The following is a 13,274-nucleotide window of genomic DNA, read 5'->3' as shown; positions in this document are numbered from 1 at the left end:
ATGATCGCATTATGCATACCCCTTTTGTCCCTGTGAACGACGAGCAAAAAGGCGCGGTGGCCGCCGATGACAAGCGCTGGAACACCCGTGCGCTGATCGTCGACGACGATGTGCCGATTCGCGAACTGCTGATCGACTACCTGGCACGCTTCAATATTCTCGCCACTGGCGTCACCGACGGCGCCGCAATGCGCCAGGCGATGCAAGCCGAAACCTTTGACGTGGTGGTGCTCGACCTGATGCTGCCGGGCGAAGACGGCCTGTCGCTGTGCCGCTGGCTGCGCTCGGATTCGGATATTCCGATCCTGATGCTCACCGCCCGCTGCGAGCCCACCGACCGCATCATCGGCCTGGAGCTGGGCGCCGACGACTACATGTCCAAGCCGTTCGAACCACGCGAACTGGTGGCACGTATCCAGACCATCCTGCGCCGCGTACGCGATGACCGCACCGAGCAGCGCGCCAATATCCGCTTCGACAACTGGCGCCTCAACAGCGTGCTGCGCCAACTGGTGGCGGACGATGGCCTCGTAGTGCCGCTGTCCAACGCCGAGTTCCGTCTGTTGTGGGTGTTTATCGAGCGCCCGCGCCGGGTGTTGAGCCGCGAGCAGTTGCTGGATGCCGCCCGTGGTCGGTCCATTGAAGCGTTTGATCGCAGCATCGACTTGCTGGTCTCGCGCCTGCGTCAGAAACTGGGGGATGATCCCAAGGCGCCGCAGTTGATCAAGACCGTGCGCGGCGAAGGCTACCTGTTTGACGCGCGGGATATCGGCTGATGCGTACCCCCTTCAATACGCTGTTCGGTCGACTGTTCGGCGTGTTGCTGGTGGCGATTGTGCTGGCACATGTACTGGCGATTTCTTGGTTCCGTTATTACGGCCCTCCCCCGCCGCCGCCTCAGGAAACATTTGTCGAGGAACCGGACGGTACTTTGATGCCGGTGCATAAGGAACATCGTCGCCCGTGGTTTGGCGGCCCGGTAGTCCCACTGACGTTCCAGTTCATCTGCCTGATCATCGCCGCCTGGTATGGCGCCAAGCTGCTGAGCCGACCGATCCAGCGCCTGAGCGAAGCCGCCGAACGCCTGAGCCTGGACCTCGACAGCCCGCCGCTGGATGAGTCCGGGCCGCAGGAAGCGCGCAAAGCAGCATCGACTTTCAACCTGATGCAACGCCGTATCCGCGAACAAGTCAGCCAACGTGCACGCATGCTCGGCGCCGTCTCCCACGACCTGCGCACTCCGCTGTCACGCCTCAAGCTCCGCCTGGAGCAGATCGACGACACCAGGCTGCAGGGCCAGATGCGCCAGGACCTGGACGACATGATCGGCATGCTTGATGCCACCCTGAGCTACCTGCACGAGCAGCGCACCAGCGAAACCCGACATTGGCTGGATGTGCAGGCGCTGGTGGAGTCACTGAGTGAAAACGCCCAGGACCAGGGCTGCGACGTGCAGTTCGCCGGCACTTGCGTGCCGTTACAGGTGCAACCGATGGCCTTGCGCTCGTGCTTGAACAACTTGATCGACAACGCCTTGCGCTATGCCGGCACGGCGCGGGTTGAACTGGAGGATAGCCGTGAAGCCCTGATCATCCGCGTGATCGACCACGGCCCGGGAATCGCGGCCGATCAGCGCGAAGCCGTATTCGAGCCCTTCTTCCGCCTGGAAGGCTCACGCAACCGCAATTCCGGTGGCGTCGGCCTGGGCATGACGATTTCCAAGGACGCCGCTGAGCGCCTCGGCGGTCGCCTGAGCCTGGAGGAAACCCCAGGCGGCGGTTTGACCGCCGTGATGTGGCTGCCCCGGGCTTAGAGAGGTTTGTCTTCGCGTCGCCCTTGAGCCTGGGTTGCGCTCCAATCCATCAACAGGCTGTACGCCACGGCCAACAGGGTCGGGCCGATAAACAGACCGATAAAACCAAACGCGATCAAGCCGCCGAACACCCCGAGCAACACAATCACCAGCGGCAGATTGCCGCCACGGCTGATCAGGTACGGCTTGAGCACGTTGTCCACGCCACTGATGATGAACGTCCCCCACACGCCCAGGAACACCGCGTAGGTGTAATCGCCCTTCCAGGCCAGCCACGCCGTGGCCGGGATCCACACCAACGGCGGCCCCATGGGAATCAGGCTGAGCAGGAAGGTCACGATGCCGAGCACCAGCGCGCCAGGCACTCCGGCAATCCAGAAGCCGATCAGCGCCAGCACGGCCTGGGCAGCGGCGGTGCCGATCACGCCGTTGACGACCCGTTGCACGGTCCCCGCGACCAATTCGATGTAATAACCGGCACGCTCCCCGATCAAGCGTTCGAGCAGCCGATGGACGAACATCGCCAACCGTGGCCCGTCGCGATAGAAAAAGAACACGAACACCAGGCTCAGGGTCAGCTCAAGGATACCGCCGCCGATCTGCGCGCTGCGCGCCAACAGCCAGTTGCCCACCTGGCCCAGGTACGGCTTGATGCTGACCATCAGCGCGGCGCCCTGCTCGTCGATGCTGTTCCACATCCCGACCAGGCGCTCCCCCAAAAAGGGGATTGAGCCCAGCCAGGTTGGCGCCTCGGGCAGCCCGTCGACCTGGATATCCTTGATCAACGCCACCGCATCGCGCACATGGTCCGCCAGGTTGAACCCCAGCCACACCAGCGGCACCGCCACCAACAGCATCCAGCCCAGGGTCAGGATGCCAGCGGCCAGGGATTCACGGCCACCCAGCCAGCGCGTCAGCAGCACCATCAACGGCCAACTGGCAAACGCCAGCACCGCGCCCCAGAACAGCGCCGACCAGAACGGCGCCATCACCCAGAAACTGGCACCAAACAGCACCAGCAGCAGGATTTGCACCAGCAGGCGATCGTTATTGAGCATGGGGTATCTCGGAAAAAAGGCTGTAGGAAGTAAGCTTAGGCGAACGGCTCGGGTCCGTTCGCCTTATAGGCGGTCAGCGTATCAGATGCAGGTGCAAGCCTTTGGTTTCACCGGTACCGGTTTCCAGGCGCGCAGCGCGCACGCCTTTGTCGACCAGGGCCTGGCGCCAGGCTTCGGCAGTGGGCCCGGACAGGCTGACACGCAAGGTAGTGTCGAGGTTCAAGCCACGGGAGATCAGCGTCAGCCAGGTGTCACTGGGCTCGGCGCCCAGCGCTGGAAGGTCCAGTTCGCCGGTGCTCTTCAACTCGCGCAACAGGGTGGCCGAGGTGGGCAACAGGTCGCCCAGCGGGGCGCTGGCGTCCAGTTGTTCTACGTGCAGATAGGCACGGCGGTTGCCTCGGGTGATGCCGTACAGCGCCACCAGGGAATTGTCCTGCGGGGCCGCCAGACGCAGCAGCAGGTATTCCTGCTGGCCATCGGCGCCGACCAGCTTGGCGTTGCCGAAGATCTCGTTGGCCCACAGGCTGCTTTCACCACAGTCGCGGGCCTTGCACCAGAACAACAGTTGCGCGCCCTTGGCCTGCAAAGCTTCGCGGGTAGAGGTAAATGCAGCGTCGGAGCTGTGTTCGGCGGGCAGTTCGTAGGTAATCGCCGTGGCTTGGCCTCGGGCGATGGCCTGGCCTTCATAGCGCAGTTGGCCGCTGATCTTGCGGATCGCGCCCATGGGGTAGATGCGTTCTTTTTCTTCAGCGGGGCGGTAATCGACGATTTGTGCGTCGACCTGCCGGGCCACGGCGGGCAGGTCCTGGCTTCCCGGTACGTCGGCGGCGAACACCAGTGGGCTGAGCAGGCTCAGCCCGAGGATACGGATACAGCCGTTACGCACGCTCATAAGCTCAACGAGCCCTGGCCATTGGAGGTCACAGCGGTGTTGAAAACATTCATGGTTGACTCCCTTTCAATCCGCCCAGCCTCGGCAGTTGACCGCCCCAAGTCAAGGCGCGGAGAAGAACCGATTGAAACAGTCTGCAACAAGGACCGCACCCGGCTCATCATTCAAGTGCAAATGATGGCCGCCTGGCAGTGTGGTTACCGTAAAGGGTAGCTGGGAAAGCAATTCAGGATGTTTCGCCAACATGCCGTCAGCGGCGACCACCAACTGCGTAGGGCATCCCACACGCCGCACGAAGGCCATCGCCTGCTCATCGGTCAGACGAATCGGTGAAGCCAGTGTCAGGCGACTGTCCGAACGCCAGGTGTAACCACCCGGCACCGGCATCAAACCGCGCTGGGCCAGCAGCTCGGCGGCTTCACGGCTGACGGCCACCAAGCCTTTCATGCGCGCTTCGACCGCTCGGTCCAAGGTGCTGTAGACCGGCTTACGCTTGTCCTGCAGGTTCAATTGCGCCTGCAAGGCCATGCCCAGGCGCTCGGCAGCGTTCTCGCCACTGGCGGTGGGTGGGATCACGCCGTCGATCAATCCCAGGTGAGTCACCCGCTCCGGCATGGCGCCGGCCAGCACCAGAGAAACGATGGCACCGAGGGAGTGGCCAAGTAATGCAAAACGTTTCCAGCCCAGTTGCTCAGCGACTTGCAGTACATCGTGGACGTAATCCCACAACGCATAACCGGCACCCGTAGGACGGTGCGCCGAATGCCCATGGCCGGCCATGTCCAGCGCCACGATACGCAAGCCCGTGAGCTTGGGCGCCAGGCGCGCAAAACTGTTGGCGTTGTCCAGCCAGCCATGCAGGGCAATCACCGGCAAACCGTCTTCGGGACCAAACAGGTGGGCCGCCAATTCGATATGGGGCAGGCTCAGGCGCACTTCTTCGACCGGCGCGCTCATGCGCAACTGCGCTCACGGGCTTCCCAGCGGGCAAACAGGGTCTTGATCAAGGTCGCAGTGTCCTGGGGGCGTTCGAGGGGGAACATGTGGCCGCCGGGCATGGTGAGCATTTCGCCCATGGGCAGACGGTCGACCCCGCTGGCATGGTGACGCATCACCACCCGGCTCTGGCGACCGCGCACCACCGCCAGCGGCACCTTCAACTGGCGCACCTGACCGGGGCTGGTGTGGGGCACGCCACGGTAGATGCTGATTTCGGTGGCCGGGTCGAAGCGCAGGCGCAGTCGGTCGCCCGCTTGATACAGACCATGTTGCAGGTAAGCGTCGAAGCACTCCGGGTCGAAGCCACGGAACAGGGTCTTACCGGCAAAATAGCTGCGCGCTGCGTCGAGGTCAGTGAACTCTTCACGACGGCCCAGGGTGCGACCGGCCGGGGTCAGGCGGTCGATAAAACCGAAGCGCTTGGCGGCGCGGATCACCCAGCGGTCTGCACGCGTCAATACCGGAGAATCGAGCATCACCACACCGCGATACAGCTGCGGGCAACGCATGGCCGCGTGCAAATGCAACACGCCGCCCAGGGAGTGGCCCACACCCCACACCGGTTCCGGCTGCTGTTCCAGGTGGTGGATCAACTCGTCGACCAGGTTCTGCCAGTTATCATCCACCGGAAACCTGGGGTCGTGACCGTGCTGTGGCAGGTGAGCCACTGTGTATTCCGGGGCCAGGGCGGCAAACAGCTTGCCGTAGGTGGCCGAAGGAAAGCCATTGGCGTGGGCAAAAAACACGTGCTGCGACATACCGGCCCCTCTATAAAAACATAGATTGATTGTCACCATGCCCGGGCAGCACAGCAATGACTGTAACTGCCAGGAATGGTGACACTCACGCCACGCCTATCGCGGCGGCGGGTTCTCGCCCAGCGGCACCACGGCCATGGTCAAGCGGGAAACGCAGTTGGCCTTGCCATCTTCGGTGGTCAGACGGATGTCCCACACCTGCGTGGTGCGCCCGATATGGATCGCCTTGGCCACCGCCGTCACTCGTCCGCTGCGCACACCGCGCAGGTGATTGGCGTTGATCTCCAGGCCTACGCAATAGAACTTGCTCCCGTCGATGCACAGGTAAGCCGCCATGGAGCCGACGCTTTCTGCCAGCACCACCGAAGCGCCGCCGTGCAGCAGCCCGTAAGGCTGATGGGTACGGTGATCGACCACCATGCTGGCGGTCAGGGATTCGTCGTCGAAGCTTTCAAAGCGGATATCCAGCAGTTCACCGATGGTGTTTTTCTGGCTGGCGTTGAGTTGTTCTATATTCGGTGGGTTGCGCCACAGGCTCATGCGATTGTCCTTGTTGGTTTTATTACGACCCTAATCCTGCCACACAACCGCATCGGAACGCTCGTTTCAAAATCGACGCCGCACAGCCGTTTACACCCCGCAGGGATAAAGCAGCGATATAGCCTACGGGTTCTTCACACTCACCAGGCTCATCAGCCCCGCTAGCGGGAAGTCGCCCTCCAGTTCCGCCAGGCTGGCGGTGTGCATCGGTTCTGGCTGGCGTGGGTGGCCGTGCTGCAAGAAGCTGATCAAGCTGCCGACCAAGGGTTGATGACTGACCAGCAGCACGTTGTCATCCGTGTCGAGCTTTTCCAGCACCTGCAGTGGATTGCCCTCCGGCGTCAGCCACGGCACCGTGCGGATTTCTGGTTCAAACCCCAACGCCTCGCGTACCAGTTGCGCGGTTTGCTGCGCCCGCACGTAGGGGCTGGCGATAATGGCGCTGAGCGGCTGGCCAATCAGATGCGCAGCACTGCGCAACACTTCGCCACGGCCATGTTCAGTGAGGTTGCGTTCGGCATCCGTACGCGCATGCCCTTGGGCCTCGCCGTGGCGCAGAATCCACAACTTCACAGTTTTGGCTCTTCATCGCGCACTGGGTGCGGCGCCGGGGGCACGCTATGGGCGGCTTCGCCCTCGGGCGCGCGCGGGGTTGGCCAGTCGGCGAAGGGCCAAGGCTTCTGCTCGCTATGGAAGCTGCCGAAGCGGCCGATCTGGGCGAGGAACTGGCTGAGACTGTCGCCGAAATTCATCAGGCCCAGGTTCGGTGCGCCGTAGATCAAGCGATAGATCAATTGCACCACGACCAGCGCGCCGAGAATGAACTGCGCGAGTTGCCACACCAGGGCAAACACCAGCATCCACAGGATGCGCAGGACAATGGATTCGTACTTGGGAGCTGCTTTCGGATCGTTCATGACGCGTTCCTCAGTTGAAACCACTGGTGGAAATAAAGTCGACATCGGTTTTCGGCTCGGCGCGCATCAGCAACTCGATGACCTGGTTCAAGGTGCGCCCTTCGAACAGGATCGCGTGCAGCCCCGCGACCAGCGGCATGTATACGCCCACCTCCTGGGCCTTCGCCTTGAGCACCTTGAGGGTGTTGACGCCTTCGGCCACTTCGCCCAGGCGCGTCACCGCGTCTTCCAGGCTCAAGCCTTGGCCCAGGGCGAAACCTACTTGGTAGTTGCGGCTTTTCGGCGAAGAACACGTGACGATCAGGTCGCCCACGCCTGCGAGGCCGAGGAAGGTCATCGGGTTGGCGCCCTGATTCACCGCAAAGCGCGTCATCTCGGCCAAGGCGCGGGTGATCAGCATGCTCTTGGTGTTTTCGCCCATGCCCAGGGCCACCGCCATGCCGGCGATGATCGCGTAGACGTTCTTGAGCGCACCGCCCAATTCGACGCCGAAACGATCGCTACTGGCATACACACGAAAAGTACGACCATGCAGCACCGCCTGGACGCGCTCGCACAGGGCTTCGTCTTCGCTGGCGACCACGGTGGCGGTCAGCGCGTGCTCGGCGACTTCCCGCGCCAGGTTCGGCCCGGACAACACGCCGATGCGTGCCTGAGGGGCAATTTCTTCAAGGATTTCGCTCATCAACTTGAAGGTCTGCGCCTCGATGCCCTTGGTCAGGCTGACCAGCATCTTGCCCGCCAGACGTTCGGCATGGGGCGCCAACACAGAGCGCAAGGCGCTGGAGGGCAGCGCGACAAAACACAGGTCGCAGTCCGTCAGGGTGGCCAGCAGATCGGTGACCGGCTCGACCGCCGGATGAATCTTGATGCCTTTGAGGTAACGAGGGTTCTCCCGATGCACGCGAATGGCCTCGGCCTGCTCGGGATCGCGCATCCACTGGCGCACTGCGTGACCGTTCTCGGCCAGCAGGTTTGCCACGGCGGTACCAAAACTTCCGCCTCCCAGGACCGCAATAGGGCGCTGTTCAGTCATATGCAATCCGTTAATCCATACCAGTGGCGATGGCGGCATTATACGGGGCGACCTGCTTGCGACCAGCCCCCGAATCAAATCGTGCGCCTGTCGGAAAATGCCATGGACGAGTGACGTAATTGCAAGTGTGGCGAATGGCAAATGGCCCCGCCTCAGTTAACATGGTCGGCTATCCGTCATTATCAAGGCCGTGTCGTGTCTTTGGGCCCTCCTTCCCACTCATCTCTATTGCTGCTGCTGTTGTGCAGTACCTCGGTACTGGCTGACGATCTGTTCCTTGACAGCCAGCCGCTGCCGCAGGTCTTGACCGCCACGCGCCTCAAGCAATCGGCCGCCGCCGTGCCCGGTAGCATGACCGTGATCGACAGCGAACTGATCAAAGCCAGCGGCGCACGGGACATCAGCGAACTGCTGCGCCTGGTGCCGGGAATGATGGTCGGCTACACCACCGGCAACCAGGCGGCGGTGAACTACCATGGCACCAGCGCCAACGATGCACGACGCATGCAGGTCTTGATCGACGGGCGCTCGGTGTACCGCGCCGGCCTGGCAACGGTGGACTGGAGTGACATTCCGGTGGCCATGGAGGATATCGAGCGCATCGAAGTGTTCCGCGGCCCCAATACCGTCAGCTACGGCGCCAATGCACTGATGGCGGTGGTGAATATTCTTACGCGCTCACCGGCCAACAGCCACGGATCAAGGGTCAAGGTGATTCGCGGCGAACGCGGGATCAACGATTTCTATGCCAGCCAGGGCGTAGGCTGGGAAACCGGTGATTTGCGCCTGTCGCTGTCCGGACAACAGGACGATGGCTTCGACAGCGATGCTGCCGGTGCCGACCGCCGTGACAGCCGCCGACTCAATCGCTTCAGCCTGGCAGTGAGTCAGACGCTGAACGCCCAGCAAAGCATCGACTGGCAACTGGACGCCAAGGAAGGCACCAATCAGCGTCCGTATACCTACACACCAGTATTCGCCGGGATTACCGAAGGCGGTAATAACTCCGACGTCACGGCCAAGGACTACGCCGGCTCCCTTCGCTGGAACATCGACTTCAACCCCGAACACAGCCTGTACGTCCAAGGTTCGGCGCAGCAGTGGGACCGCCAGCAAATCTGGAAGGCTTGCGACGCCAAGGTTTCGTTCAGCCCCGAGCTTACCCAGTTGTGGCAACTCAACCCCAACTACGCCGAATTGCTGGCCCGGCACATGGAAACCTACAGCCAAGGTTCCGCGCCGCCAGGCAGTGCCGCCGAGCAAGCCTTGGCCAATCAGGTGTTGGATCAATGGCGCAACGGCGCCAACCAGAGCGTGTGCGGTGACATCAACCAAAGCACACGCGAAAGCCGTTACGACCTGGAAATCCAAGACACCCTCAGCCTGTCCGACAGCCTGCGCCTGGTCAGCGGCATGAACTATCGCTACGACCGCGCCGACTCCGACACCTACTTCAACGGCACCCTGGACGACACCACTTGGCGCCTGTTCGGCCAGTTGGAATGGCGCGCCAGCGAGCATTGGTTGCTGCAAGGCGGCGCCATGTTCGAAGACACGCGCCTGAGCGGCCACTCACTGACGCCACGGGTGGCGGTCAACTATCTGATCAACCCGCGCCACGGCCTGCGCGCGGTGTATTCCGAAGCGATCCGTTCGCCGGACATGTTCGAGAACAACGTCAACTGGAGCTACCGCGTCACCAACCTCAGCTCCCCGGCCTACGGGCAAAGCACCGGGCAGTACTTCGTGAAGACCCGTGGCCCGGGCAATCTCGACAAAGAACTGATGCGCTCGCGAGAACTGGGTTACAACGGGTTCTTTGCCGACATCGGGCTGACCATGGACGTGAAACTGTTCTATGACGAAATCACCGACATGATCAGCTCGCCCCTGCGCAACAACCAGTACATCGCCAGCAACGCCAACAGCTCGCGGTTTACCGGCGCCGAATCGCAGTTCGACTGGCGGGTAAGCAACGCCGACCGTTTGCGGCTGACCTATGCTTACGTCGACGCCACCGCCAGCAACCCACGGGACAAAGCCCAGACGGCGCGCAACAGTGGCTCCGCCGGCTGGTTGCGCGAATGGGGCCGGGGCTGGTCGAGCGCGCTGTTCTACTATGGCGACGACGCACTCAATCAATATCGCTTCGAACGGGTCGACCTGCGGGTGGCCAAGCGCATTGCCCTGGGCAAAGCCAACGTGGAGCTGGCCGGCATGCTGCAACAACGTCTCGACAACCAGCCCACCACCTGGGCCGACAACACTTACGATCATCGCCACGTCCTCTACTTCAGCGCGGAGTTAGAGTTCTGACATGGGCGACTCGTCACGGATGACCTGCTTCTTTATCTATCAGGGCTGCCGACGCGCCGTGCTGCTGGCCTGCCTGTGGCTGGCCGCACCGGCGTGGAGCGCCGAGATACTGCTGACCGCCGACGAAGACGGTGCAGGGGTACAAACCTTTACCCAGGCCCTGGCCCGGCAACGCCCCGAAGACCACGTCACCTTCATGCCCCTCAAGGACTTGCCCTCGCCCAGCGACTTGCCTGCCAGCACGCGCTTGATCCTGCTGGACCTGCCCGGCCTGGACTGGCGCCTGCAGGATCCCGAGGGCCCGCCAACCCTGGTGCTGCGCATCAGCCGGCTACAAGCCCATCAGCGTCCGCAGGCATCCCGGCATGCGCGGATCAGCCTGTTGTGGAGCGATCCGCCGCTGGAGCGCCAACTGCGCCTGATCACCAGCATCCTGCCTCAGGCGCAGCGCATCGGCGTGCTCTACAGCACCGAGAGTGAGTTCCTGCTGCCCGAGCTGCGCCGCTATGCAGAGGCCCTGGAGCTGAAGATCGAGCCCCAGCTCTGGGACAACATCACCGACAGCCGCCCGCTGCAGGCCCTGCTCAGGGACAGTGACGTGCTGCTCGGCCTCGACGATCCGCTGCTGTACAACCCGAAGACCGCCAAGAACCTGCTGCTGAGCAGCTATGCCCAACAATTGCCGCTGGTGGGCCCGAACGCTGGTTTTGTGCGTGCCGGTAGCCTGGCCAGCACCTACAGCGACCAGGCCGACTGGCTGGCGGTACTCGACCGCCTGCTGGACCAGCCACCCGCCAGTTGGCCGCACGTGCTCTACCCCGAACACTTCAAAGTCGTGGGCAACCCGCAAGTCGCACGTTCACTGGGCATTGAACAGGTAGACGAAGCCAGCGTCGCCGCCCGATTGGCCGAAGGAGAAAAACGCCCATGACCTTGCGCCGTCGTTGGGACATCAACACCCGCACCCAGCTCATCACCCTCGGTCCGGCGCTGTTGCTGACGTTGCTGCTGATCAGCTTCTTCACCTTCGTGCGTATCCAGGACCTGCGCCAGGAACTGGACCACACGGGCCAGTTGATCGCCAACCAATTGGCCCCGGCTACCGAATACGGTGTGATCTCGGGCAACAACGATGTACTTGAGAGCCTGCTGCGCGCGACGCTGGCCACGCCCCATGTACGCTTCCTGGAAATTCAGGACAGCGGCGAAAACATTCTGGTGTATGTCGAGCAGGCATCGGAAAAACACGACCGCTCGCTGTCGGTGAAAGTGTTCCAGGCGCCGATTCGCCTGCAACACATCCAGCTGGGCAACGACTTTTTCCAGGACAACCTCAGCGAATCCAAGGCGCCACGCGCGGATTACCTGGGACGGGTAATTGTCGGCATGTCCAATGACGCCTTCAGCCAGCGCCAACAGGAGATTCTGTTCAAGGCCGGGATCCTGGCGCTGTTCGCCTTGCTGTTTACCTTCCTGCTCGCCCGACGCCTGGCCGCCAGCCTGTCGCAACCGATCAGTGCCATGGGCCATGCGGTCAAGGCGATCCAGCAAGGCGACTACAAGACGCCGCTGCCGATTGTCGACGATTCGGAGCTGGGCGACCTTTCGCGACACATCAACAACTTGGCCGAAGGCCTCAACCAGGCCAGTCGTGAACAACAACAGGCCATGGCCCAACTGATCCAGACCCGTGAAGAAGCCGAGCGCGCCAACAATGCGAAGTCGGACTTCCTGGCCATGATGAGCCACGAACTGCGCACGCCGATGAACGGCGTACTGGGCATGCTGCAACTGCTGGAAACCACCGAGATGACCGAGGAGCAGACCGAATACGCGGCGCTGGCCTCCGAGTCCACCGAGCACTTGCTCAAGGTGATCAACGATATCCTCGACTTCTCGCGCATTGAACGCGAGGCGCTGGAGCTGGAACATATTTCGTTCAACCTGGCCGACCTGATCAACAGTTGCGCCCAGGCGTTTCAGCACAATGCTCAGCAGCGTGGGTTGGAACTCAGGCTGGCGCTCCCGCCAGGCATGGATGAACTCAGGGTACAAGGCGATCCGACGCGGATCCGCCAGATTCTGGTGAACCTGATCGGCAATGCCTTGAAGTTCACCGAGCACGGCAGCATCAGCGTTGAGCCCCACTGGCAAACGCTCGACCATGAACTGGTGTGGTTCACCTGCACGGTGCGTGACAGCGGCATCGGAATTTCCACCGAGCGCCTGGAATTGATGTTCGATGCGTTCCAGCAGGCCGACAGTTCCATTTCAAGACGTTACGGCGGCACCGGCCTGGGGCTGCCCATCGCCCGCACCCTGGCCGAACGCATGGGCGGCACCCTGCGCGCCCAGAGCGAAGAAGGCCGTGGTTCGGTGTTTACCCTGGAAATTCCACTGGCGCTCGACCAACACAGCCTGCCCGCGGTGGCTGTGGATGCCGGTGGCAAACACAGCGCCGGCGATGGCCGTCATGTGCTGCTGGTGGAAGACAACCCCGTCAACCGCACCGTGGTGGAAGCCATGCTGCGCAGCCTGGGGTTTGAAGTGAGTCTCGCCACTGACGGTGCCGAAGCGATCCGCAGTGCCGAAAGCCTGATTTTCACGGCGATCCTGATGGATTGCCGACTGCCGCTGATCGATGGCTACGAAGCCACCAGACAGATTCGCCACTTGCCGGGCTGTGCCGACTTGCCGATCATCGCCCTCACTGCCAACGCGTTGCAGGGCGACCGCGAAGCCTGCCTGGCGGCGGGCATGAACGATTACCTGGCGAAGCCGTTCAAACGCACGGATTTGCAGCAAATCCTGCAGCGTTGGGTGCAGTAGCGCTGCGCCATCAACCAAGTCCGACTGGCGTGAAAGACGAAAGTGCGGCAGTCTTAGGCACCCGAACGGGCACCTTAAACGGGCCCGGTTTAAAATTTCAGTGAACAAGTGTACAT

General features: G+C 62.3%; 13 protein-coding genes. 5 read left to right on the top strand and 8 right to left on the bottom strand.

All coding sequences use genetic code 11. The features are described from left to right. Positions 1 to 11 precede the first annotated feature (11 nt). A complete protein-coding gene (locus DNK50_RS12790; protein ID WP_112196932.1) occupies positions 12 to 776 on the top strand; it encodes a response regulator in 765 nt (254 codons plus the stop codon). Then, positions 776 to 1,813 carry a HAMP domain-containing sensor histidine kinase gene (locus DNK50_RS12785; protein ID WP_112194346.1) on the top strand — a complete coding sequence of 346 codons (1,038 nt, stop codon included), beginning with the start codon at positions 776 to 778 and terminating at the stop codon, positions 1,811 to 1,813. The genes DNK50_RS12790 and DNK50_RS12785 overlap by 1 nt, the downstream gene beginning before the upstream one ends. Here DNK50_RS12785 and DNK50_RS12780 read toward each other — a convergent pair. The 8 genes from DNK50_RS12780 to DNK50_RS12745 all read right to left on the bottom strand — a co-directional run bounded on the left by DNK50_RS12780 (position 1,810) and on the right by DNK50_RS12745 (position 8,013). After that, positions 1,810 to 2,871 (bottom strand): AI-2E family transporter, encoded by a 1,062-nt coding sequence (locus tag DNK50_RS12780; RefSeq protein WP_099586722.1) that lies wholly within the window; start codon positions 2,869 to 2,871, stop codon positions 1,810 to 1,812. The genes DNK50_RS12785 and DNK50_RS12780 overlap by 4 nt on opposite strands. Positions 2,872 to 2,944: 73 nt before the next feature. Beyond that, positions 2,945 to 3,763, bottom strand: coding sequence for a DUF4892 domain-containing protein (locus DNK50_RS12775; RefSeq protein WP_112194344.1), 819 nt, complete (start codon positions 3,761 to 3,763; stop codon positions 2,945 to 2,947). Between the two features lie 102 nt (positions 3,764 to 3,865). Next, positions 3,866 to 4,720: an alpha/beta hydrolase gene (locus DNK50_RS12770; protein ID WP_099586724.1), complete on the bottom strand. Its 855-nt coding sequence runs from the start codon at positions 4,718 to 4,720 to the stop codon at positions 3,866 to 3,868. After that, complete coding sequence (locus DNK50_RS12765) at positions 4,717 to 5,520, bottom strand: alpha/beta fold hydrolase (RefSeq protein ID WP_099586725.1); 804 nt, start codon at positions 5,518 to 5,520, stop codon at positions 4,717 to 4,719. Before DNK50_RS12765 ends, DNK50_RS12770 begins: the two co-directional genes overlap by 4 nt. A 96-nt stretch (positions 5,521 to 5,616) precedes the next feature. Next, positions 5,617 to 6,060 carry a hotdog fold thioesterase gene (locus tag DNK50_RS12760; RefSeq protein ID WP_112194342.1) on the bottom strand — a complete coding sequence of 148 codons (444 nt, stop codon included), beginning with the start codon at positions 6,058 to 6,060 and terminating at the stop codon, positions 5,617 to 5,619. A gap of 123 nt (positions 6,061 to 6,183) precedes the next feature. Continuing rightward, entirely contained in the window at positions 6,184 to 6,633 is a 450-nt protein-coding gene (gene sixA, locus DNK50_RS12755) for a phosphohistidine phosphatase SixA (RefSeq protein WP_099586727.1), read from the bottom strand. Continuing rightward, on the bottom strand, positions 6,630 to 6,977 hold the full coding sequence (locus DNK50_RS12750) for a DUF4389 domain-containing protein (RefSeq protein ID WP_112194340.1): 348 nt from the start codon (positions 6,975 to 6,977) through the stop codon (positions 6,630 to 6,632). Before DNK50_RS12750 ends, sixA begins: the two co-directional genes overlap by 4 nt. A 10-nt stretch (positions 6,978 to 6,987) precedes the next feature. Next, complete coding sequence (locus DNK50_RS12745) at positions 6,988 to 8,013, bottom strand: NAD(P)H-dependent glycerol-3-phosphate dehydrogenase (RefSeq protein ID WP_032889192.1); 1,026 nt, start codon at positions 8,011 to 8,013, stop codon at positions 6,988 to 6,990. A gap of 195 nt (positions 8,014 to 8,208) precedes the next feature. Here DNK50_RS12745 and DNK50_RS12740 point away from each other — a divergent pair, with 195 nt between their 5' ends. Genes DNK50_RS12740 through DNK50_RS12730 form a run of 3 tightly spaced genes read left to right on the top strand, consistent with a single transcriptional unit; the run spans position 8,209 to position 13,158 of the window. Next, positions 8,209 to 10,329 carry a TonB-dependent siderophore receptor gene (locus tag DNK50_RS12740; RefSeq protein ID WP_112194338.1) on the top strand — a complete coding sequence of 707 codons (2,121 nt, stop codon included), beginning with the start codon at positions 8,209 to 8,211 and terminating at the stop codon, positions 10,327 to 10,329. 1 nt (position 10,330) lies between these two features. Continuing rightward, positions 10,331 to 11,260 (top strand): ABC transporter substrate-binding protein, encoded by a 930-nt coding sequence (locus DNK50_RS12735; RefSeq protein WP_112194337.1) that lies wholly within the window; start codon positions 10,331 to 10,333, stop codon positions 11,258 to 11,260. Further along, entirely contained in the window at positions 11,257 to 13,158 is a 1,902-nt protein-coding gene (locus tag DNK50_RS12730; protein WP_112194335.1) for an ATP-binding protein, read from the top strand. Before DNK50_RS12735 ends, DNK50_RS12730 begins: the two co-directional genes overlap by 4 nt. Positions 13,159 to 13,274 lie beyond the last annotated feature (116 nt).

Source organism: Pseudomonas sp. LG1E9, assembly GCF_003290225.1.
GTDB classification, from domain to species: Bacteria; Pseudomonadota; Gammaproteobacteria; order Pseudomonadales; family Pseudomonadaceae; genus Aquipseudomonas; species Aquipseudomonas cyclaminis.
The sequence above is the reverse complement of the archived record's forward strand: the minus strand, read 5'-3'. Positions and strand labels throughout refer to the sequence as shown.